This window comes from Mycobacterium hubeiense (assembly GCF_002838065.1).
GTDB lineage: Bacteria > Actinomycetota > Actinomycetes > Mycobacteriales > Mycobacteriaceae > Mycobacterium > Mycobacterium hubeiense.
In genome coordinates, this window is record NZ_PIZU01000002.1 from 1 (window position 1) to 20,494 (window position 20,494).

The 20,494-nt window shown below is 66.6% G+C and carries 23 protein-coding genes; 13 read left to right on the forward strand and 10 right to left on the reverse strand.

The genetic code is table 11. From position 1 onward, the window contains the following. Positions 1-763, forward strand: a 763-nt coding sequence (locus CWS39_RS01655; RefSeq protein ID WP_233213323.1) for a hypothetical protein, incomplete at its 5' end; no start/stop codon positions are given. A 51-nt stretch (positions 764-814) separates the two neighbouring features. On the opposite strand, the gene CWS39_RS01660 is transcribed toward CWS39_RS01655, so the two are convergent. The 6 genes from CWS39_RS01660 to napA form a co-directional block, all read right to left on the reverse strand. Further along, positions 815-1,444, reverse strand: coding sequence for an LON peptidase substrate-binding domain-containing protein (locus tag CWS39_RS01660; RefSeq protein WP_102141184.1), 630 nt, complete (start codon positions 1,442-1,444; stop codon positions 815-817). 4 nt (positions 1,445-1,448) lie between these two features. Then, entirely contained in the window at positions 1,449-1,829 is a 381-nt protein-coding gene (locus tag CWS39_RS01665) for a hypothetical protein (protein WP_233213324.1), read from the reverse strand. Positions 1,830-1,838: 9 nt separating this feature from the next. Further along, the gene (locus CWS39_RS01670; RefSeq protein ID WP_102141185.1) at positions 1,839-2,972 is read right to left on the reverse strand and encodes a glutamate--cysteine ligase; all 1,134 of its coding nucleotides are present in this window, start codon (positions 2,970-2,972) and stop codon (positions 1,839-1,841) included. After that, entirely contained in the window at positions 2,953-3,654 is a 702-nt protein-coding gene (gene sodC / locus CWS39_RS01675; RefSeq protein ID WP_102141186.1) for a superoxide dismutase[Cu-Zn], read from the reverse strand. Before sodC ends, CWS39_RS01670 begins: the two co-directional genes overlap by 20 nt. 10 nt (positions 3,655-3,664) lie before the next feature. Then, on the reverse strand, positions 3,665-4,132 hold the full coding sequence (locus CWS39_RS01680) for a LytR C-terminal domain-containing protein (RefSeq protein WP_102141187.1): 468 nt from the start codon (positions 4,130-4,132) through the stop codon (positions 3,665-3,667). An 88-nt stretch (positions 4,133-4,220) separates the two neighbouring features. After that, positions 4,221-4,529 (reverse strand): nucleoid-associated protein NapA, encoded by a 309-nt coding sequence (gene napA / locus CWS39_RS01685; protein ID WP_102141188.1) that lies wholly within the window; start codon positions 4,527-4,529, stop codon positions 4,221-4,223. 124 nt (positions 4,530-4,653) lie between these two features. Here napA and CWS39_RS01690 point away from each other — a divergent pair, with 124 nt between their 5' ends. The 3 genes from CWS39_RS01690 to CWS39_RS01700 are packed head-to-tail and all read left to right on the forward strand — an operon-like array spanning position 4,654 to position 6,938. Beyond that, positions 4,654-5,247 (forward strand): peptide deformylase, encoded by a 594-nt coding sequence (locus CWS39_RS01690; protein WP_102141189.1) that lies wholly within the window; start codon positions 4,654-4,656, stop codon positions 5,245-5,247. Further along, positions 5,247-6,134, forward strand: coding sequence for an N-acetylglutamate synthase, CG3035 family (locus tag CWS39_RS01695; RefSeq protein ID WP_102141190.1), 888 nt, complete (start codon positions 5,247-5,249; stop codon positions 6,132-6,134). The genes CWS39_RS01690 and CWS39_RS01695 overlap by 1 nt, the downstream gene beginning before the upstream one ends. Positions 6,135-6,137: 3 nt before the next feature. Beyond that, a complete protein-coding gene (locus tag CWS39_RS01700; protein WP_102141191.1) occupies positions 6,138-6,938 on the forward strand; it encodes an exodeoxyribonuclease III in 801 nt (266 codons plus the stop codon). Between the two features lie 11 nt (positions 6,939-6,949). On the opposite strand, the gene CWS39_RS01705 is transcribed toward CWS39_RS01700, so the two are convergent. Next, the gene (locus CWS39_RS01705) at positions 6,950-8,647 is read right to left on the reverse strand and encodes an MFS transporter (protein WP_102141192.1); all 1,698 of its coding nucleotides are present in this window, start codon (positions 8,645-8,647) and stop codon (positions 6,950-6,952) included. 203 nt (positions 8,648-8,850) lie between these two features. Between CWS39_RS01705 and thiC the strand changes: the two genes are divergently transcribed. The 6 genes from thiC (at position 8,851) to CWS39_RS01735 (ending at position 14,254) form a co-directional block, all read left to right on the forward strand. After that, complete coding sequence (thiC, locus tag CWS39_RS01710; protein WP_102141193.1) at positions 8,851-10,443, forward strand: phosphomethylpyrimidine synthase ThiC; 1,593 nt, start codon at positions 8,851-8,853, stop codon at positions 10,441-10,443. Between the two features lie 101 nt (positions 10,444-10,544). Then, complete coding sequence (thiD, locus tag CWS39_RS01715; RefSeq protein WP_233213338.1) at positions 10,545-11,327, forward strand: bifunctional hydroxymethylpyrimidine kinase/phosphomethylpyrimidine kinase; 783 nt, start codon at positions 10,545-10,547, stop codon at positions 11,325-11,327. Next, positions 11,324-11,935: an alpha/beta hydrolase family protein gene (locus CWS39_RS01720; protein WP_102141195.1), complete on the forward strand. Its 612-nt coding sequence runs from the start codon at positions 11,324-11,326 to the stop codon at positions 11,933-11,935. The genes thiD and CWS39_RS01720 overlap by 4 nt, the downstream gene beginning before the upstream one ends. 5 nt (positions 11,936-11,940) lie before the next feature. Beyond that, positions 11,941-12,438 (forward strand): septum formation family protein, encoded by a 498-nt coding sequence (locus CWS39_RS01725; RefSeq protein ID WP_233213339.1) that lies wholly within the window; start codon positions 11,941-11,943, stop codon positions 12,436-12,438. 48 nt (positions 12,439-12,486) lie between these two features. After that, the gene (locus CWS39_RS01730) at positions 12,487-13,971 is read left to right on the forward strand and encodes a flavin-containing monooxygenase (RefSeq protein ID WP_102141197.1); all 1,485 of its coding nucleotides are present in this window, start codon (positions 12,487-12,489) and stop codon (positions 13,969-13,971) included. Between the two features lie 16 nt (positions 13,972-13,987). Then, positions 13,988-14,254, forward strand: coding sequence for a DoxX-related protein (locus tag CWS39_RS01735; RefSeq protein WP_102141198.1), 267 nt, complete (start codon positions 13,988-13,990; stop codon positions 14,252-14,254). Here CWS39_RS01735 and CWS39_RS01740 read toward each other — a convergent pair. Then, the gene (locus CWS39_RS01740) at positions 14,221-15,462 is read right to left on the reverse strand and encodes a TetR/AcrR family transcriptional regulator (protein WP_102141199.1); all 1,242 of its coding nucleotides are present in this window, start codon (positions 15,460-15,462) and stop codon (positions 14,221-14,223) included. The genes CWS39_RS01735 and CWS39_RS01740 overlap by 34 nt on opposite strands. A 126-nt stretch (positions 15,463-15,588) precedes the next feature. Between CWS39_RS01740 and CWS39_RS01745 the strand changes: the two genes are divergently transcribed. Genes CWS39_RS01745 through CWS39_RS01755 form a run of 3 tightly spaced genes read left to right on the forward strand, consistent with a single transcriptional unit; the run spans position 15,589 to position 17,397 of the window. Beyond that, complete coding sequence (locus CWS39_RS01745; protein ID WP_102141200.1) at positions 15,589-15,813, forward strand: hypothetical protein; 225 nt, start codon at positions 15,589-15,591, stop codon at positions 15,811-15,813. An 11-nt stretch (positions 15,814-15,824) separates the two neighbouring features. Continuing rightward, entirely contained in the window at positions 15,825-16,163 is a 339-nt protein-coding gene (locus CWS39_RS01750; RefSeq protein ID WP_102141201.1) for a hypothetical protein, read from the forward strand. 10 nt (positions 16,164-16,173) lie between these two features. Then, entirely contained in the window at positions 16,174-17,397 is a 1,224-nt protein-coding gene (locus CWS39_RS01755; RefSeq protein ID WP_102141202.1) for an APC family permease, read from the forward strand. A gap of 97 nt (positions 17,398-17,494) precedes the next feature. Here the strand turns inward: CWS39_RS01755 and CWS39_RS01760 are convergent, their stop codons facing one another. Then, positions 17,495-18,937, reverse strand: coding sequence for a M20/M25/M40 family metallo-hydrolase (locus CWS39_RS01760; protein ID WP_102141203.1), 1,443 nt, complete (start codon positions 18,935-18,937; stop codon positions 17,495-17,497). Next, positions 18,934-20,433 carry a M28 family metallopeptidase gene (locus tag CWS39_RS01765; RefSeq protein WP_102141448.1) on the reverse strand — a complete coding sequence of 500 codons (1,500 nt, stop codon included), beginning with the start codon at positions 20,431-20,433 and terminating at the stop codon, positions 18,934-18,936. The genes CWS39_RS01760 and CWS39_RS01765 overlap by 4 nt, the downstream gene beginning before the upstream one ends. Positions 20,434-20,494: the final 61 nt, after the last annotated feature.

Genomic DNA, 20,494 nt, shown 5'->3' on the forward strand with positions numbered 1-20,494 from the left:
CGGTGCCTCATTCAGGTTGACAGGTTCCGCGGCGATGTCAGTCCTAGTCGGCTTCATAGCCGCACGCGCGGGAAACTTCGTGGCGCTCAGATACTGTCTGCTGTTCGCGCTGGCGGTAGCTCTGTTGGTCGCCTTCGGATTGACCGCTCGCTACCGGCGTACTGTCCTCTCAGCAGCAATCCGGACGGTCGAAGACGCCGGTGTTTCAATGACGGAAATTCGCTATTCCGCCTGGCAGTTCAGAATTCTGATCGCATGGATTGCATGCTTCGCCGCTTTTTGCGTGATGGCGGCTGTCGATATATTCATTCACGATGACGAGGGGTTCCCTGGCGTTGCGGTGCTGGCTGCTGCACTTGGCCTCGTGTTCATGTCGTACCTTGGGGCGGCGGCCTCCGGCCGGATTCGCCGCGGTGGAGTCTTGTTGTCCAGTCAAGGTATTTCCCAGCGGGGATGGAACTTCGAGTCGCGATTGGACTGGCCAGATATTGTGGGTGTGAAACCGGCGTTCAACGGCTACCCGATGATCCTGGCGATCGGGTACGCCAATGCTAACTGGGATCGCCGGTACACGACGCGCTTCTGTCGACTCGACCGCCTTCCACCAGTACCGATGATCGAATTTGATTGCCGCAGATTCGATGTCGACCCCCGCATCCTGTACAGCTACGTGCGGACCTACATCGAGAACCCAGAGCTGCGAGCAGAGCTCGGAACCGAAGCGGCCCTTACCCGAGCTCGGCAATCAGATTTCGCCAGCTGACGAGCTCTGGCCCTCCAACGCTTGCGCGACGAAGCCTTCGTCCCGGAGTAGTCACTCCGACAGCTGGAACTCCACCATCGCCGCGACGGTGTCGACGGCCTCGCTCAGCGCGTCCAGCCGCGCAGCCGGCGTCGGCGCCGACAACACCGCGTAGCGGTCTGCCTGGCCCATCGGCACCCGAGAAGCCAACGTGTACAACCGCTTTCCGATGTCGGGCTCGAACGGCCCCAACAAGACGTCGCGCTCGCTCAGCTGCGCACCCCGCGCTTCGGCGATCCGCTCGAACACCGCCATGATGCGGTCCTCGACATCGGCCACCCGATCCCCCGCCACCGCCGGGCCCTCTTCGTCTGGCCACTCCTCGACCACCGCCCGTGGATACGGGTCGTCGGGCTGCCACTCCACCACCCGAATGCGTTCGCCCATCACGCATCTCAACCGGTAGCGCCCGTCCCCGAAATCGGCGACTTCGGTGATGTGGGCCATCGCCCCGACGTCGCTGCGGCTGTCCCCGCCACCGACCTCACGCCCCGCCGCGATCAGCACCACGCCGAACGCCGGGTCGTCGGCGGCCAGGCAATCGGCCACCAACGCCGAGTACCGCGGCTCGAAGATCCGCAGCGGCAACTCCTCGCCCGGCAGCATCGCCACCTCGAGCGGGAACATCGGCGTGACGGGCATCGATCTACCGGAACCCCCCGCCGGCGACCGCGTCACGCACCAATGTCGATTTTTCAGTGAATGCGCACATCATGTCCGCGACGCCCACCCACAGTTCGGGATTCATCCCGACCAGTTCGTTGTCCTCCCCGATCGCCTCGATGACCTCACGCTTGGCCGCATCGTCCATCGACACGTAATCACCACACGTGGTCGCGGCCAACCCTTCCGGCGGTGGACCACCCGGTGCCCGAGGCGACTCCCGCGGCGGCGTCGTGGTGGTTGTGGTGGTCGTGGTGGTGAGCCCGGTCTGATCCGGATCGGCCATCGGCCGCCCCGGCGTGACGTCACTGCAGCCCGCGAGCGCGACGACAGCCAGCGCCACGAGCACCCGTCGCACCACCATCAACACACCTTATAGCTCAAGCTCACTCACCAAGGCGTCAACGACCGCACGCAGATCCCCGTCGTGCTCCTCAGCGACCCGGCGCTGCCGCTGATACGACGCGCCCAACGTATAGATGTCGGCGACGCGGGCCAGCTCGTCGCTGCAGCCGAGCGATTTCGCCACCGGCTCCATCCGATTCAGCAACGCGTCGAGGTCCTCGGTCACCAACCGCTCATTGCTGTCGGCGTCGAGGATGATCACCGCATCGAGCCCGTAACGCGCGGCCCGCCACTTGTTTTCCTGCACATGCCACGGCGGCATGGTCGGCAGGTGCTCACCGGCGTCCAACCGGCGGTCCAGATCCACGATCAGGCAATGCGTCAACGCCACCAGCGCGCTCAACTCGCGAAGGTTGGACACCCCGTCGAAGATCCGTACCTCGACCGTGCCGAGATGCGGCGAAGGCCTGATGTCCCAACGGATCTCGTTCATGTGGTCGATGATGCCGGTCTTCTTCTGGTCGTGGACGAAACCCTCCCACTGCGCCCACGTCTGAAAGTGGAACGGCAGCCCGGCCGTCGGCAACTGCTGGAACATCATCGCCCGATTGCTCGCGTAGCCGGTGTCCTCACCGTTCCAGAACGGCGACGACGCCGACAGCGCCAGCAGATGCGGATACTGATTGAGCAACGACGTGATAATCGCCATCACCTTGTGCGCCGACGAAATCCCCACGTGCACATGCACGCCCCAGATCAGCATCTGCCGGCCCCACCACTGAGTTCGCTTGATCAGCTCCGCGTAGCGCGGCGCGTCGGTCAGCTTCTGCGCCGACCACTTCGCGAACGGATGCGTGCCCGCGCAGAACAACTCCATGCCGCGGTCCCGCACGATCTTGCGTGCCGTTAACAGCGTCGAGCGCAGATCCTCCATCGCCTGGCCGGTGTTGTCGCAGACGCCGGTGACGATCTCGACGGTGTTGCGCAGCAGTTCCTTGTGCACCCGCGGGTTGTTCTCCCCGAGTTCCAAGATGACCGCGGCGGCCTCGTTGCTCAGGTCGCGGGTTTCGGCGTCGACAAGCGCGAACTCCCATTCGACGCCGACGGACGGCCGGGGTGACCCGGCGAAATCGATGTGTCTGCTAGCCGGTCCCGATGACACCGCACGCCACCCGACTTCCGGCGTCGCCGGTGGCCATTGTCGTCTGATCCGGTCCGGGCGTTCCGTTGACCTGCTGGTAGCGCTCCGGCGGGATGTTCGCGAAGTTGTCCGCGTTCGCGTGGATGATGATCGACGTCTTCTCACCCGCGAGCAGGTTCTCGGCGGTGAACGAGTCCGTCGTCGTCACCAACAACGCCGAACCGTCACCGCGCACCTGCAGCGAGGTCAAGTCGCCGCTGGCCGGATGCCCGCTGTGCCCGGGCACCTGGAAATGCCCACCGGCGGAGTTGAAGTCGCCCGGCGCGCCCCCAGTCGGGGCCACCGAATTGGCCTCGCACTTGCCCACGGAGTGGATGTGCAGCCCGTGGAAGCCTGGCGTCAGCTTGCCGGACTCCGTCGTCTTCACGGTGACGGTGGCATAGCCGTCGGCGAACTCGAAGTCCGCGCTCGCCACCGAGCTGCCGTCAGGCGCCTTGAGCTCGGCCGTCAACTTCTGGCCGGCTTCCGCGCTCGCTCCGTGACCGCCCTCGTCCTCGCCGCCAGGCGCCGGCGACGGCGAACCGGTCCACACCGGCGGCGTGGTGCCCGGCTCGGTGGCCGGCTGCTCAGTGGTGGGACTGCATGCACTCAAGGCGACTGCGGGAACGGCGAACAGGGCGGCGAAAACGAGGGGCTTGAGCATGCGCACGAGCCTAGCCGGTGACGACGACGACCACGCCCGGTGGTTGCTCGGCCAACTCGGGCCGTCGCGGCTCCACCGGCGCTTCCAGCAGCTGGCCCACTTCATCGGCGGCCTGTTGCTCGCCGGGCGCGTCGCTGAAATAAACGGTGGTGCCGGGCACACCGTCCAGGGTCAGGTTGCCGGTTTCGGTGACGTTCCAGCCGGCCTCGCGCAGCCGGTTCGCGGTGCCTTCCGCGGCGCCCGCCACCGACGAGATGTTGTACACCCGCACATCAGCGCGGGCCGGTTCCGCCTCTGCCGGCGCCGACGTCCGCGTCGTCGTCGTGGTGATCGCGCTGCCCACCGACGACTCGTCGTCGCCGGAATCGCTGTCTGACCCCATCGCCTGGAATCCCACCAAGAGGAAGACCACGCCCAAAAACAGCAGCACCATGACCATGGCGCGCAGGGGCAGCCCGGAGGATTCTCGCTGGTTCATCTAGCCCACTGTATCGACCGGACCCCCGGATCCGACAAATCCGTCCAGGTCAAAGTCCCCGGGTCGCTTCGCTCCTGCCCTCCGGACGTCAGGTGACGTCGAAGCCCAGCCGACGCGCCGCCCGCGCCTTCTGCCGGCTGGCCCGGAGCCGCCGCAGCCGCTTGACCAGCATGGGGTCGGCGGCCAGCGCTTCCGGCCGGTCGACCAGGGCATTGAGCACCTGGTAGTACCGGGTGGCCGACATCGAGAACAGCTCTTTGATCGCGTCTTCCTTGGATCCGGCGTACTTCCACCACTGGCGCTCGAACGCCAAAATGTCGTGTTCGCGCCGGGTGAGCCCATCGGTCAGATCAGAGTCGTCCCCGGATTGCTCAGTACGCGCCATGGCGCCGTCCATATTGCTCCTGGACCCTTTCCGACACTCGAAATGACAACTCTGTGTTTCGGCGATCATTCAATCACGGGTTTGGAAGTTGATCCGTCACCAAACCCCGCGAGTCGGCTCACTAAGCTTGCTCGCCATGGCCGTCGTACCCATCCGCATCGTGGGAGATCCCGTCTTGCACACCGCGACCGAACCGGTGCCCGTCGCCGACGATGGTTCGCTACCGGCAGATCTCGCCGACTTGATCAAGGATCTCTACGAGACCTTGGACGCCGCCAACGGGGTTGGCCTGGCCGCCAACCAGATCGGCGTGTCCAAGCGGGTGTTCGTCTACGACTGCCCCGAGGACCGCGGCCGCACCAGCCGTCGCCGCGGCGTCGTCGTCAACCCGGTGCTGGAAACCTCGGAGGTCCCCGAGACCATGCCCGACCCCGACAACGACGAGGAGGGCTGCCTCTCCGTGCCCGGCGTGCAATTCCCCACGGGGCGCGCCGACTGGGCCCGCGTGACGGGGCTGGACGCCGACGGCACCCCGATCACGGTGGAGGGCACCGGGTTGTTCGCGCGGATGCTGCAACACGAGACGGGTCATCTGGACGGGTTCCTGTATCTCGATCGGCTGGTCGGCCGGCATGCCCGCGCTGCCAAGCGCGCCGTGAAATCGCATGGGTGGGGGGTGCCGGGTTTGACGTGGATGCCGGGTAGGGATCCGGATCCGTTCGGCCACTGATGGATTGGCCCGCTCCGGGCACGCGCGTCGTGATCCGCTACCGGCGGCCGGCCGGGTCGGTGCCGCCGCTGACCGACGTGATTGGCCATCTGCTGTCGCTCGAGCCGGTGACGGTGCAGACGAAATCCGGTGCGGTGGTGGAGGTTTCACCGGACGACGTGGTCGCGGTGCGAGCGCTGGGCGCGGTTCCGGTGCGGACTTTCCAGATTCGGTCGACGGAGTACGCGGCCGCGTTCGCATGGCCCGGCGTCGAGCAACAGTGGCTCGACGGCTGGCTGCTGCGCTTCGCCGAAGGCCATACGCATCGCGCCAATTCTGCTGTGCCACTTCAGGTCGGTGCTGGTCTCGACGCAGTGCCCGCGATCGTCGACTGGTACACCTCACGCGGGGTGACGCCGTGGCTTTCGGTGCCGGACCGGCTGTTGCAGCTTCCCGCCGCAGTGCCTACGCACCTCGAAACCCACGTCATGGTTTCGAGTGTCACGGCCGCGTCGGCGCCCAGTGTCGCGCTCGCGTCACGCCCGGATGAGAAGTGGCTGCGGCTGTATCAGCGCGACGTGCCGGTCGACATGCTGACCGCGGTGCTCGACGGCGAAGTGGCGTTCGCGACGCTTGACGACGCCGCGGTGGGTCGCGCCGCAGTGACGAGGGCGCCCGACGGCACGCGATGGGTGGGACTGTCGGCGGTGCGGGTGGTCGACGAACACCGCCGCCGCGGCCATGCCCGCGCCGTGTGCTCGACGCTCTTGGCGTGGGCCGCCGAACGCGGCGCCACCCGCGCCTACGTGCAGGTTCTGGTCGACAACGATCCCGCGATCGCGTTGTACGAATCGCTGGGCTTCGCCGTGCAGCACCAGGTCCGCTATGTCGACGCCCGTAACCTGTAGCGCATGCGGTTGGCCACCTGGAACGTCAACTCGATTCGCGCTCGCGTCGACCGCGTCACCGATTGGCTGGAACGCGCCGACGTCGACGTGCTGGCCATGCAGGAAACCAAATGTTCCGACGACCAGTTCCCCACCATGCCCTTTGTCGCGCTGGGCTATGACGTCGTGCACTGCGGCTTCAACCAGTGGAACGGGGTGGCGATCGCGTCGCGTGTCGGCATAGACGACGTGCAGGTGGGTTTCGAGGGTCAGCCCACGTGGAGCGACAACGACACGGTGGAGGCCAAGGCCGAAGCCCGCGCGTTGGGCGCGACGTGCAACGGCGTGCGGGTGTGGAGCCTGTATGTGCCCAACGGCCGCACCGTCGGGTCGCCGCACTACGTATACAAGCTGCAATGGCTTGCCGCGCTGCGGGATACCGCGCACAAGTGGCTCACCGACGATCCCAGCGCGCAGATCGCGTTGGTGGGTGATTGGAACATCGCGCCGACCGATGAGGACGTGTGGAGTGTGGAGTTTTACCGGAACAGCACGCACGTGACGCCGCCGGAGCGGGAGGCGTTCCAGGCGATCGTCGACGCTCAATTCGCGGATGTGGTACGGCCTTTCACGCCGGGTCCGGGTGTGTACACCTACTGGGATTACACCCAGCTGCGCTTCCCGAAGAACCGCGGCATGCGCATCGACTTCATCCTCGGGTCACCGGCGTTGGCCGCCCGTGTCGCCCACGCCGAGATCGTCCGCGAAGAACGAAAGGGTAAGGCGCCCAGCGACCACGCGCCCGTCATGGTGGACCTCGCCTGACCGCTCAGCCCTCAGACGTCCGCGTAGCGACCGGGGTTGAACATCGACGCCACCGCGCCGATCAGCATCATCACGGCCGCGGCGCCGAACACCACCACCAACCCGGCATGGAACGGCTCGGTGATCAGATGCGGGAAGAACGTCTTGCCGGTGAGCACCTCGGCGTTGACGCCGGGCTGCTGCAGCGCATGTGATGGCTCCAGCAGTTCGGCGACCGGGTTGTAGCCCAGGAACGCCGCGAACAGGCTGCCCACCGGCGGCAGATTGGCGACGTCGTGCGCCACCGACGCCGACACGCCCTGCTCCTGCAGGCCCGTGCTCAGCGCGGAAGGCAGCGTGTTGGCCAGACCGATGATCATCAACGAGAAGAAGATGCCGATCGACAGCGACGAGCCCGCGTTGAAGAACGTCGCCCGCACACCCGATGCGGCGCCGCGCTCGGCGGCCGACACGCTGGACATGATCGCCGCGGTGTTCGGCGCGGTGAAGATGCCGCCGCCCAGCCCGTTGAGAAAGACCAGGATCGCGAACATCCAGTAGTCGAAGTTCACCGGAATAACCAGTAGCGCAATGAAAGACGCCGCCATCAGCAGCATCCCGCCGACAGTCATTGGTCGTGCGCCGAAGCGGTCGGACAGCGAACCCGCGATGGGAGCGGCCACCAGGAACCCGACGGTGACGGGAAGCAGATAGATGCCCGCCCACAGCGGTGTGGACTCAAAGTCATAGCCGTGCAAGGGAAGCCAGATGCCTTGCAGCCAGATGATGAGCATGAATTGCAGGCCTCCGCGGCCGATTGAGGACATCAGGCCGGCGAGATTTCCCATCCCGAATGCAGCCGAGCGGAACAACCGGATATTGACCATGGGCTCGGCCACCCGGAGCTCGATGAGGCAGAACGCCGCCAGCACCAGCAACCCCAGGGCGATCGACCCGAGGACCCACGGGTTGGACCACCCGGTGGTCGAATCACCGTACGGCTGGATCCCATAGGTGATGCCGATGAGCAGCACAGTCAGGCCGAGTCCGAACGACAGCGTGCCCGCCCAGTCCAGCCGACCCGGTGTGCGCACGCCGAGTTCCCGCAACGACCGCATGCTCCAGATGGTGCCGATGACGCCGATCGGGACGCCGACCCAGAACACCGCCTGCCAGTGCCACTCGGCAAGAAAGCCGCCGATCAACAGCCCCAGGAAGGAACCCGCCACCGCCGCAACCATGTTGACGCCGAGGGCCATGCCGCGCTGATTGGCTGGGAACGCGTCGGTGAGGATCGCCGACGACGACGCCATCAGCATGGCGCCACCGACGCCCTGGATGACCCGCCACGCGATCAGCCAGACCGCCCCGCCGCCGAGGTGAAACGGGTCGAACGACAGCGCAACGGCCGCAACGGTAAAGACCACGAATCCGAGGTTGTAGATGCGCACCCGGCCGAACATGTCGCCGAGCCGTCCGAAGGGCACGACCAACACCGCCGTCACCACCAGGTAGCCCATCAGCATCCACAGCAGGTAGCTGACGTTCCCGGGGGCCAATGGGTTGAGCCCGATACCGCGGAAGATCGCGGGAAGCGAGATGAGCACGATCGACGCGTTGATCGACGCCAGCAGAATGCCCAACGTCGTGTTGGATAGCGCGATCCACTTGTAGGAGCCGACGGCGCTGGGCTCGACGGCGGTGGTCGTCTTTTCGATCTCGGTTGTCACAGTTTCGCTTCACGGGTCAGCTTCAAAAACACATATATTAGCTATACAAACTATCTCGGGGCAATTCGAGCCCCGATGGCCGGCCGCATGCGCTAGCGTGGACGGCGTCCGAACGCGGGAGCGCACACCGAGTGCGCTGAGAGGACAGCTGGGGCTGTCGACCGTACGAACCTGACCGGGTAATGCCGGCGTAGGGAGAAGAAATGACGCAAGTATCTGTCGACCCATCCGTGACCACCGGCCCGATCACCGGAAGCACGAAGATCTACCGGGAGATCGACGGGATGCGGGTGCCGTTCCGGCGGGTGAACCTGACCAACGGCGAGCATCTCGACCTGTATGACACCTCGGGGCCCTACACCGACCCCGACGCGGTCATCGACCTGCACCGGGGCTTGCCGCCGCGGCCGGGTGTCGTGCGCGACCGAGGCACCCAGTTGCAGCGGGCGCGCAACGGCGAGATCACCGCGGAGATGGCGTTCATCGCCTTACGGGAAGGCGTGGCCCCGGAGTTGGTGCGCGACGAGGTCGCCCGCGGCCGCGCCGTCATCCCGGCCAACCACAACCACCCCGAGTCCGAGCCGATGGTCATCGGCAAGGCGTTCGCGGTGAAAGTCAATGCCAATATCGGCAATTCGGCGGTCACCAGCTCGATCGCCGAAGAGGTCGACAAGATGGTGTGGGCCACCCGGTGGGGCGCCGACACCATCATGGATCTGTCCACCGGGCGTGACATCCACCTGACCCGCGAGTGGATTCTGCGCAATTCGCCTGTGCCGGTCGGCACGGTGCCGATCTACCAGGCACTGGAGAAGGTCAACGGCGACCCCACCAAGCTCACGTGGGAGATCTACCGCGACACCGTGATCGAGCAGTGCGAGCAGGGCGTCGACTACATGACGGTGCACGCCGGCGTGCTGTTGCGCTACATCCCGCTGACGGCCAAGCGCGTGACGGGAATCGTGTCCCGCGGCGGGTCGATCATGGCGGCCTGGTGCCTGGCGCATCATCAGGAATCGTTCCTGTACAACAACTTCCACGAGCTCTGCGAGATCCTGCAGCGCTACGACGTCACGTTCTCGCTGGGTGACGGGCTGCGGCCGGGCTCGATCGCCGACGCCAACGACGAAGCCCAGTTCGCCGAGCTTCGCACCTTGGGCGAACTGACCAAGATCGCGAAATCCCATGGCGTGCAGGTAATGATCGAGGGCCCCGGACATGTGCCGATGCACAAGATCGTGGAGAACGTGAAGCTGGAGGAGGAGTGGTGCGAGGAGGCGCCGTTCTACACCCTCGGCCCGCTGGCCACCGACATCGCGCCGGCCTACGACCACATCACCTCGGCGATCGGCGCGGCGATCATCGCCCAGGCCGGCACCGCGATGCTGTGCTACGTCACGCCCAAGGAACACCTCGGGTTGCCCGACCGCAAGGACGTCAAGGACGGCGTGATCGCCTACAAGATCGCCGCGCACGCAGCCGATCTGGCCAAGGGACACCCGCGGGCCCAGGAACGGGACGACGCGCTGTCGACGGCCCGGTTCGAGTTCCGCTGGCACGACCAGTTCGCGCTGTCGCTCGACCCGGACACCGCGCGGGAGTTCCACGACGAGACGCTGCCGGCCGAACCCGCCAAGACCGCGCACTTCTGCTCGATGTGCGGGCCGAAGTTCTGCTCGATGCGCATCACGCAGGACATCCGGGACGCCTACGGCGACGAGATCGAAAAGGGTATGGCGGAGAAGTCGCGGGAGTTCGCCGAAAACGGCAACCGGGTCTATCTTCCACTCGCATGACCGAGCGATTTGGGCGTGAAAACCTGCGTTCATCGCAGGAAATCACGCCGGAATCGATTGGATTGCCGATCCCCGAGCCGGGAACCACACCGCGACGGGTGATGACGATCGCCGGCTCGGACTCCGGCGGCGGCGCCGGCATTCAGGCCGATCTGCGCACGTTCGCGATGCTGGGCGTGCACGGGCTGGTCGCCGTCACCGCGGTCACCGTGCAGAACTCGATGGGCGTCAAGGGATTTCACGAGATCCCGCTGGACGTGATCGCGGGCCAGATCGAGGCGGTGGCCTCCGACATCGGGCTGCAGGCCGCGAAGACGGGCATGCTGGCGTCGTCGGCGATCATCGACACCGTCGCCGGTACCTGGCGCGCTCAAGACCTGACGGTGCCACTGGTCGTCGACCCGGTGTGCGCGTCCATGCACGGCGATCCGCTGTTGCACCCGAGTGCACTGGATTCGCTTCGCACACAACTGTTTCCGCTAGCGACACTGGTGACGCCCAACCTGGACGAAGTACGGCTGCTCGTCGACATCGACGTCATCGACGAACAGTCCCAGCGTGACGCGGCGCGCGCGTTGCATGGGCTGGGCCCGCAGTGGGTGTTGGTCAAGGGCGGGCATCTGCGGTCGTCGCCGCACAGCCCGGATCTGCTCTACGACGGCACCGACTTCCACGAGTTCGACGCACCGCGCGTGGACACCGGCGACGACCACGGCGCCGGCGACACCCTCGCCGCCGCGGTGGCCAGCGCACTCGCGCACGGGTACACCGTGCCGGACGCCGTGGCGTTCGGCAAACGCTGGGTGACCGAATGTCTGCGTGCCGCATACCCGTTGGGCCACGGCCACGGCCCAGTGTCGGCACTGTTCAGGCTCGGCCGATGAACCTCGATGCGATCGCGGGCATCGCCCACGAGCCCCAAGAAGAACCCACCGGCGTCGTCGTCCTCACCCACGGCGCGGGAGGCAGCCGAGAATCACCGCTGCTCAAGCAGATCTGCGACGAGTGGGCCCGCCGCGGCTGGCTGGCGGTGCGCTACAACCTGCCCTACCGACGGCGTCGACCCAAGGGGCCGCCGTCAGGGTCGGCGGCAACCGACCAGGCCGGCGTCGTCGAGGCGGTGGCGGCAGTGCGAGAGCTCGCCGCCGGACCGGTGATCGCGGGCGGGCACTCGTACGGCGGGCGGATGACGTCGATGGCGGTCGCGGACGGCCTGACCGTCGACGTGCTGACCCTGTTCTCCTATCCGGTGCACCCTCCCGGCAAGCCCGAACGTGCCCGCACCGAGCACCTGCCGCGGATCGCCGCGCCGACGGTGTTCACCCACGGCACGGCCGACCCGTTCGGCAGCCTCCAGGAGGTGCGCGCAGCCGCGGCGTTGATCCCGGCGGATACCGAGGTCGTCGAGGTCACCGGCGCGCGCCACGATCTGGGCTCCAAGACCATCGATGTGCCGGTGCTGGCGGTCGACGCGGCGCTACGGTTGCTGTAGTGACCATGCCGCCGGGGCCGTACGGCCCGCCGCCCTACTATCCGCCGCCCGCCCCGAAATCCAACTGGTGGGCAATCGCGGCGGTGATGGTCGCCGTTCTCGCGGGGGTCGCGGTGACGGCCCTCGGCGCGGCGGCCGTCCTTCACCTGTTGGCGCGGGGTTCGGTCGACGCGACCAAGGTCAGCACCGGCGACTGCCTCGCCGAGATACCGGACGACACCACGGTGACGCGCGTCGACGTCGTCGACTGCAGCGAACCGCACAAGGGCGAGGTGTTCGCCGTGCTCACCATGCCCGACGGCGACTTCCCGGGCCACCACGCCATCACCAGATACCAGAATCGCTGCGAGCCGCAGCTCAGCCTGCAGCTGCCCGCCGCGGCCGCCGATCCCACCATCGGGCTGTTCGTGCTCTACCCGACCGAGGACTCCTGGGACCGCGGCGATCGCGCGGTGACCTGCATCGCCACCACCATCGACGCCCGCACCGGCACATTGGAGTAGCCGCCAGGCCTCGACAAAGTACCTAGTACCTGAGGTACCGTCTACTGCATGACTTCGGAGCGATTCGACGCTGTCATCGTGGGGGCGGGGTTCGGCGGAATCGGCGCGGCGATCCAGCTCAAACGGCTGGGCTATGACAACTTCGTCATCCTGGAACGCGAGGACGATCTCGGCGGCACCTGGCACGTCAACCGCTATCCCGGGCTGGCCGTCGACATCCCCTCCACCACGTACTCGTACTGGTTCGAGCCCAACCCGAATTGGTCGCGGCTGTTCGCGCCCGGCCCCGAGCTCAAGCGCTACGCCGACGACGTCGCCGACAAGTACGACGTGCGCCGGCACATGCGGTTTTCCACCGCGGTCGAAGGCGCCCGCTGGGATGAGGAGCTCGGGCTGTGGCAGGTGGCACTGGCCGGCGGCCAGACGCTGTCGGCGCAGTTCCTCATCACCGCCACCGGATTCCTGTCGCAGCCCTACACCCCCGACATCCCGGGTATCGCGACCTTCAACGGGCGCACCATCCACACCACAGACTGGGATGCCACCTATGACTTCGACGGCCGCCGCGTCGGGCTGATCGGCACGGGCGCGACCGCGGTGCAGCTGGTTCCCGAGCTGGCCAAGAGGGTCGCCGAGCTGACCGTGTATCAGCGCACCGCCATCTACGTGGTGCCCAAGGTCGACTTCCGGATCCCCGGTCTGCTACAACGGGCCTTCGCACGGGTTCCGTTGGTGCACAGAACGTTCCGCTACGTCACCGACAACGTCCTCGAGCTGATGCTGATCTCGGCGGTGCTGCACTATCGGCAGTTCCGCCGCCTGAACATCGCAGCCGCCGACCTGTCGAAGATCCATCGATTCGTCTCGATTCGCGACAAGGAGTTGCGCCAAAAGCTCACCCCCGATTACGACTTCGGCTGCAAGCGGCCGACGTTCTCCAACACGTACTACCGCACATTCACCAAACCGAATGTGCACCTGGAGACCACGGGCATCGAACGCATCGAACCCGACGGCATCGTGACCGCCGACGGCAACAAGCGCCAGATCGACACGTTGGTACTGGCCACCGGCTTCGACCTGTGGGACGCCAACTTCCCTGCGATCGAGGTCGTCGGCCGCGAGGGCCGCAATCTCGGAAAGTGGTGGCGGGAGAACAGGTTCCAGGCCTACCAGGGCGTGTCGATACCCTACTTCCCGAACTTCCTGAGCCTGGCCGGGCCGTACTCGTACAGCGGGTTGTCGTACTTCGACACCATCGAGCGCGAGATGCGGCTGATGGATCGCCTGTTCCGGGAGGTCCAGCGCCGCCGCGCAAGCACCTTTGAGGTCACCGAGGAGGCCAACACCCGCTTCCTGGACCGGATGACCGAACTCCTTGACGACTCGGTGTTCTACGGCGGTTCGTGTGCCACGTCGCGGTCGTATTACTTCAACCACAGCGGCGAGGCGACGCTGTTGCGCCCTACCTCGACTCACAACGCGATCGAGGAAGCGTCTACATTCCCGTTGAGCGACTATCAGATTGCTTGACCAGAAAGGATCAGCAGTGCCCCGTAAGGATTCGCGTGCCGCCAAATTCGCCGGATTGGCATTGGCCGGTGTCGGCTTGGCTCATTTCACCAGCCCGCAGATGTTCGAGCCGATCACCAAGCCGGCGTTTCCGCGCAGAACCCGGCAGCACATCTACACCAACGGAGGCATCGAGACGGCGCTCGGCCTAGGGCTGAGCGCACGCAGGACGCGCCCGCTGGCCGTGGTCGGAACGATCGGCTACCTGGCCTACTTGGCGGGCAATGCGGCACGCAATCGGTAGCGGCCGAGCAACGCCAAATCCAGCAGCCGCGCAACGACTTCCCGGTTCTGCGCGGTGTTGTGATAGCCCATCAGCCGACCCAGGTCGATGACTAGGGCCATGGCCGCGTGTACGGCGAACCGCGCCTGCCCCGGCGTCCACCGCGGGCGTAACTCCAGCACCGGGCCCACCCAGGCCTCGACGGTGGCGCGTTGCAGATTGCGCAGAATGTCCTGATCGGCCGGTGACATGTTGAGCCGTTCGGTGTAGTACACGTAGTCCAGTTCCGGATGGGTGAACGAGCGCGCGACATAGCCGTCGATCAAGGTGGCCAGCGCCTGCTCGGGATCGGTTGCTGCATTGAGGATTTCGGCAGTCTCCGCCGACAACCGGTCGGCGGCGCGCCGGAACGCGGCGGCCAGGATGTCGCTCTTGCCGGAGAAGTACCGGTAGATGCCCGACGCGGGCATTCCGACCGCGGCGGCGATGTCCTCCATACTGGTGTCGCGATAGCCCTTCTGGTTGAACAGCTGCATCGATTCGCTGAGCAACGCTTCATATTTGGACGTGTCCGCCGTCCGAACTGCAGGCTCTGGCTGGGGTGCGGCGTCGTCGGTCGGTGGCGGGAGTTCGGCGGTGACCACGGCTTCGGCGAGCTCGGCGAGCAGCGCCCGGATCTGGCCGCCGGGCAGCTTGGCCCGATGGTCGACGATGCTGCCGACCACGCTGAGCAGTGCGGTCGACAATGTCCAGCGTTGGCGCGAACTCAGGTCCGGCCGAATCGCCAAGAGCGGCTGCTGAATTCGATGATGGACGGTGCGCATCTGCCCGTTCAGCGTCGCTTGGTCGTCGCCGAGCAGGTAGCGCGCCTCCCAGCGGTACAGACCGCCGGACTCCCGGTTGGCCAGCGCGGTGTCGGTCAGCGCAGCGACCAGGCGATGCAAAATCCGCTGCGGGTCCTCGTCGGGCAGTTCGTCGGCGAACGCCGTGCAGTCCACCAGTTGCTGGCCGAGGGCGACCACGGCGTCGCGGAAGAGCTCGTACTTGCTCGAGTAGTGGCGGTACAGCGCCGCCGCGGAGATGCCGACACGCGAAGCGATGGCCTCCATGCTCACTCCGTGGTAGCCGAGCGCGCTGAAGGCCTCGGCCGACGCTCTGGCTATCTGCGCCTTCCGATCTTTGGGCCGGCGTCGGACACCGTCACCGCGCTCTTGCGGGGTGCTCGCCATGGCGACACCTTAGCCGACCAGCTACACACATCGACGTTCGCTTCCACTGCAAAAATTCGCGAAACCCCCCGATCTTGAAAGAATGACCATTAACATAGTGCTGGCTGCAGACCGGTTGGGGGTCCGATGCTGAACACATTGAGAAGGCTGCTCGGCTATCGAGTGACGATCGGTGAGTTGATCGTCGTCGCTATCGTGCTCGGTACCCCGTATCTGCTTGTCGGCGTCTTCTGGTCGAGCACCCACACCGACCATCTGGAGCAGATGGCTGGCATCGACTGGGTGGTGTCCTATCTGGGCGCCATCGTCTCGTGGCCGGTGCTGCCGTTTGCCGATGTCTGCATGACCTGAAGGGAGAGACGGTGATCCAGCGCGCGTGGTACGTGGGCATTGTCGGGGCCGTCCTCGCCGCGATCGGCCTTTTCGCACTGGGCTTTCCGGTGTTCCTCGACGACTACGACCAATACGGATTTCAGATCAAGTGCGGAACCGGATACATCGCCGATTTGAGCCAGGCGCTCGCGGCGACCGGCGGCCCGGATTACGCCGAGCAGTGTGAGAACAGCCTGCTGGCGCGGCGAATGTGGACGGTTCCACTCGTGGTGATCGGGGCGTTGGCCGTGCTCGGGACGCTGCTGTTGGGGGCGGCGACGTCGGCCCACGAGAAGCTGGCCCACGAACCGGAACACCATCTGACCTAACATCGCCTGGGTGAGCACGCCGGACGGCCCCGCGCTGCGCCGGCGGCTCGGCACATTCGATGCCGTCGTCATCGGCCTGGGGTCGATGGTCGGCGCCGGCATCTTCGCCGCGCTGGGGCCGGCTGCCGCGGCGGCGGGTTCGGGTCTGCTCGTCGGCTTGACGGTCGCGGCCGTCGTCGCCTACTGCAATGCGACGTCGTCGGCGCGGCTGGCCGCCCGGTATCCGCAGTCGGGCGGGACGTACGTGTACGGCCGCGAACGGCTCGGTGAATTCTGGGGATACACCGCGGGGTGGAGCTTCATCGTCGGCAAGACGGCGTCGTGCGCGGCGATGGCCCTGACCGTCGGCTACTACGTGTGGCCGGCCGGGGCGCATGCGGTGGCGGTGGCCGCGGTGGTGGCGTTGACGACGCTCAACTATTTCGGGATTCAACGCTCCGCGGTGCTGACTCGGGCGATCGTCGCGACGGTGTTGGCGGTGCTGGCCGCGGTGGTCGTGTTGGCGCTGGGCTTCGGGGATGCCGACGTCGGGAACCTGCGTTTCGGCGACGACGTCACCGTCGTGGGTGTGCTGCAGGCGGGCGGGTTGCTGTTCTTCGCGTTCGCCGGGTACGCCCGCATCGCGACGCTGGGTGAGGAGGTGCGCGAGCCCGCTCGCACCATTCCGCGCGCGATAGCGCTCGCGTTGGGGATCGCCTTGGTGGTGTACGCGGCCGCCGCGGTCGCAGTGCTCGCCGAATTGGGCAGCGCCGGATTGGCCTCGGCCACTGCACCATTGGCGGAGGCGGTACGGGCAGCCGGTTTCGCCGGCTTCGAGCCGGTGGTGCGGGCGGGGGCCGCGGTGGCGGCGCTCGGCTCGCTGCTGGCGCTGATTCTCGGGGTGTCGCGGACGACGTTGGCGATGGCCCGCGATCGGCATCTGCCGGGTGCTCTGGCGGCTGTGCATCCGCGGTTCGGCAGCCCGCATCGCGCGGAGATCGCGGTCGGCGTCGTCGTCGCCGGTGTCGCAGCGGTGGCTGATCTGCGGGGCGCGATCGGTTTCTCGTCGTTCGCCGTGTTGGTGTACTACGCGATCGCCAACGCGTCGGCATTTACGTTGGGCGCCAGGCTTATTCCGGTGATCGGGCTGGCGGGCTGCCTGTTGTTGGCGTTCTCGCTACCGGTCACCTCGGTGGTGGTGGGCTGCGGCGTCGTCGCCCTCGGTGTGGTCGTGTACTGGTTGCGTGTGCGCTGACCGCGTTGAGTGTGCATTCACCGCGGAGAATGGCGAAATATCCCGCAGTACACGCACACTCGCCGCAGCTGACGCACACTCGCCGCCGAGGTAGGCGCTATGACGGCGTGCGCTTGCGCTCATCACGCGGCGGCACACCGTTGGCGCCGTCGATCGACTGCGCGTAGGTGCCGACCGCGAACGCGACTGCGGGGCCCATGATGGACAGTGCATGCCGGTCGACATTGTCGAGACGGTCACGCGGGCTGTGGTAATTCGGGTCGAACGCGAGGCCGGCTCGCCCGCCCCACAACCGAGCCTGCACTTCGGTTTTGCGCTGCGACGCGCCGGTGGTGGCGCCGCCGATGGGCACGCCGGCGTTGCGGAACGGGTTGTAGTCGGTGGCGCGTCCCAGCGGCATGTCGGCGGGCCGCACGCCGGCCTCGTTCAAGTATGCCGCCAGCGTGCGCTCGAGGCCTGCCGATCCGGTCGGCACGTCGTTGGTCGGCGTGGTCGCCGCCGACTGGTCCCCGTCATAGGTGAAGTAACCCGGATTCGGCGAGCCGAGCATGTCGAAGTTGAGATACAGCGCGATGTCGTTGAGTTGATCGCCGTCCAGGCCGCGCACGTACGCCGTGGACCCGTCCAGACCCGTTTCCTCCGCGCCCCAGAAGGCGAATCGCACCGCGTTGGCCAGCCGCGGCTGCGACCCGAGTGCTACCGCCGTTTCCAGCAACGCCGCGACCCCCGAGCCGTTGTCGTTGATACCCGGGCTGCCGGGCACGCTGTCGAGGTGAGCGCCGGCCATCACGACATTGCGGGTATCACCGGTTCTGGTCTGCGCCAGCACGTTTCGCGACTTGACCATCGAGGCTTTGTCGTCCAGGGTGAGCCGGACCGGCGTGCTGGTGCGCCGCAGCGCGGCGTCGGCGTCGGGTTTGATCACCCCGACCGGGACCTTGAGGTCGCGGTAGTAGCCCTGGTCGAACAGTCCTGCCGGGCTGCCGCTGGCACTGGGTGTGGTGACCACCAGCAGGCCGACCGCGCCTTTGGCCACGGCGGTGTTCTGCTTGTCCACCACCGAACACCCGGAGTCGTCCACCACCGCGATCGCACCCCTGACATTGACCTTGCCGTAGTCCTCGGCGCGGCAACCGGACGGCTTGACCGGCCGCAGCGTGACGGCGGTGAGACCGCCGGGCGGCGTGGTGATCAGCAGCGACGCTTGGTCGACGTGGTAGCGCCGGCCCGCCACTGTGAGCGCGGTGTTGCCCGGCTGCGCGACCTTTAGCCGCTCAAACTCGGCGGTCTGCACGTCAAAACCGCTGTCGCGCAATACTTTCGCGACGTAGTCGACACTGGCGTCGAATCCGGGCGTACCGTCGGATCGGTCGTGTGTGTGGGCGTCGGCGATGTCGGCGAGCTTCTGCAGGTGAGTGTAAATCCCGTCAACGGTGATTCGGCCGGCCAGATCACGCGCCAGATCCGGCTCGCCCGGTTGGCCCGACGAGCACGCCGCCAGTAGCGCCACCGCCAAGGTGGCCGCGACCCGTCTGATCACGGTGTCGACAGCGGATGGCGGGTACGGTCCTCGCGAATCGGTATCCCGTTGCGGCCCCGTTGATCCTGCGCGTACAGCCCGACCGCGTAGCCGACGCCGGCGCCGTTGATCTCCAGCGCGGTGCGGTTGACGTGGTCGAGCGTATCGGTCTCTTTGTGGTAGTTGGGATCGAACGGCTGACCGGCGGTGCCGCCCCAGCGCTCGGCCTGCTCCTCGGTCATCTCACCCTCCGCACCGGAGAAGATGCCGCCGGCGGGGACGCCGGCCTGGGTGAAGCCGTCGTAGTCGGACCGGCCGTCGAAATTGATGTCCTGAGGCGACTTTCCGGCGTCCTCGAGGTAGGCCGCCAGCGTGCGTTCGATGCCGGCGGATCCCTCGGGGACGCGCGGTACGCCGCCGTTGGGATCGCGAGGAGCGGACTGATCGCCGTCGTAGGTGAAGTAGCCGGGGTTGGGTGAGCCGAGCATGTCGAAGTTCAGGTAGAGCGCAATGTCCTTGAGCTCCTCCATGTTCAGTGACTCGATGTATTTGTTGGAGCCGATCAGGCCCAGTTCTTCGGCGCCCCAGAAGCCGAACCGCACGGCGTTGTTGATGTCCGGCGAGCTGCCCAGTTGCAGTGCGGTTTCCAGCACCGCCGCCACGCCGGTGCCGTTGTCGTTGAGGCCCGGGCCCTCGGGGACGGAATCGAGGTGCGCCCCGACCATCACCACGTCGGAGGTCGAGCCGGTCTTGGTCTGGGCGATGACGTTGCGGGTGCGTTCGGTGCGCACGCCCGCGTTGAGTTTGATGGTCGTCTCGCCGGGATTGGCGCGCAGCCGCTCGCCGTCGGCCTTGCTGACGCTGACGACGGGGATCTTGACGTCGGTCTTCTCGCCCAGCGTGCCGCCCATCCGCTCTTCGTCGACGTTGTTGGCAACGATCAACGCGATGGCACCGCTTTTGGACGCGACCTCTTGTTTCACCGAGAACGGGCAGTGACCGCGGTCCACCAGTGCTACCGCTCCCTTCACCGGCAGGCCGTCGTAGTCCGACGCGGTGCAGCCGGGGGTGTCGTCGACCTTGGCGGGCACCAACGGGCCGGACACACCGGGCGTGCCGATGGTGAACTCCAGCGGCTTGGCCTCGATCGGCGTGCCCGCGACCGTCACCTCGGGAGTGTCGGCGAACGGCAGGCGCAGTTCGAACTCGGGTACCTGGACATCGAAGCCCTTGTCGCGCAATGCATCGGCCACATAGTCGACGCTGGCCTCGTACCCGGGTGTGCCGAGGGCGCGGTTGCCGCCGTGCGCGTCGGCGATCTGCTGCAGCTTCTCCAGATGCGCCCACATCGCGTCGCCCGTCACCCGCCGGCTCAAAGCGTCTGCGAAGTCGTGCGCGGCCGCGGTGGCCTCCTGGGTCGGCGGCTGGGGCTGGCGCTGCGGTTCACGCCCGCAGCCCACCAGCGCTGCGGTGACGATGATGGCCGTCACCATTGCCATCAACGATTTGTGACCCATGCACACCAACATTAGCCGCCCGTCGAAGATCGGTTGCGGTGTTGTTTGCTGCGTCGGACCA

What these genes read in the sequence shown, in the direction of transcription:
- CWS39_RS01690 (WP_102141189.1), top strand. Translation starts at nt 4,654, where the DNA reads ATGGCCGTCGTACCCATCCGCATCGTGGGAGATCCCGTCTTGCACACC.
- thiC (WP_102141193.1), top strand. Translation starts at nt 8,851, where the DNA reads ATGACGCAAGTATCTGTCGACCCATCCGTGACCACCGGCCCGATCACC.
- CWS39_RS01730 (WP_102141197.1), top strand. Translation starts at nt 12,487, where the DNA reads ATGACTTCGGAGCGATTCGACGCTGTCATCGTGGGGGCGGGGTTCGGC.
- CWS39_RS01765 (WP_102141448.1), bottom strand. Translation starts at nt 20,433, where the DNA reads ATGGGTCACAAATCGTTGATGGCAATGGTGACGGCCATCATCGTCACC.
- CWS39_RS01680 (WP_102141187.1), bottom strand. Translation starts at nt 4,132, where the DNA reads ATGAACCAGCGAGAATCCTCCGGGCTGCCCCTGCGCGCCATGGTCATG.
- CWS39_RS01720 (WP_102141195.1), top strand. Translation starts at nt 11,324, where the DNA reads ATGAACCTCGATGCGATCGCGGGCATCGCCCACGAGCCCCAAGAAGAA.
- CWS39_RS01725 (WP_233213339.1), top strand. Translation starts at nt 11,941, where the DNA reads ATGCCGCCGGGGCCGTACGGCCCGCCGCCCTACTATCCGCCGCCCGCC.
- CWS39_RS01745 (WP_102141200.1), top strand. Translation starts at nt 15,589, where the DNA reads ATGCTGAACACATTGAGAAGGCTGCTCGGCTATCGAGTGACGATCGGT.
- sodC (WP_102141186.1), bottom strand. Translation starts at nt 3,654, where the DNA reads ATGCTCAAGCCCCTCGTTTTCGCCGCCCTGTTCGCCGTTCCCGCAGTC.
- CWS39_RS01660 (WP_102141184.1), bottom strand. Translation starts at nt 1,444, where the DNA reads ATGCCCGTCACGCCGATGTTCCCGCTCGAGGTGGCGATGCTGCCGGGC.
- CWS39_RS01695 (WP_102141190.1), top strand. Translation starts at nt 5,247, where the DNA reads ATGGATTGGCCCGCTCCGGGCACGCGCGTCGTGATCCGCTACCGGCGG.
- CWS39_RS01740 (WP_102141199.1), bottom strand. Translation starts at nt 15,462, where the DNA reads ATGGCGAGCACCCCGCAAGAGCGCGGTGACGGTGTCCGACGCCGGCCC.
- CWS39_RS01665 (WP_233213324.1), bottom strand. Translation starts at nt 1,829, where the DNA reads ATGGTGGTGCGACGGGTGCTCGTGGCGCTGGCTGTCGTCGCGCTCGCG.
- napA (WP_102141188.1), bottom strand. Translation starts at nt 4,529, where the DNA reads ATGGACGGCGCCATGGCGCGTACTGAGCAATCCGGGGACGACTCTGAT.
- CWS39_RS01700 (WP_102141191.1), top strand. Translation starts at nt 6,138, where the DNA reads ATGCGGTTGGCCACCTGGAACGTCAACTCGATTCGCGCTCGCGTCGAC.
- thiD (WP_233213338.1), top strand. Translation starts at nt 10,545, where the DNA reads ATGACGATCGCCGGCTCGGACTCCGGCGGCGGCGCCGGCATTCAGGCC.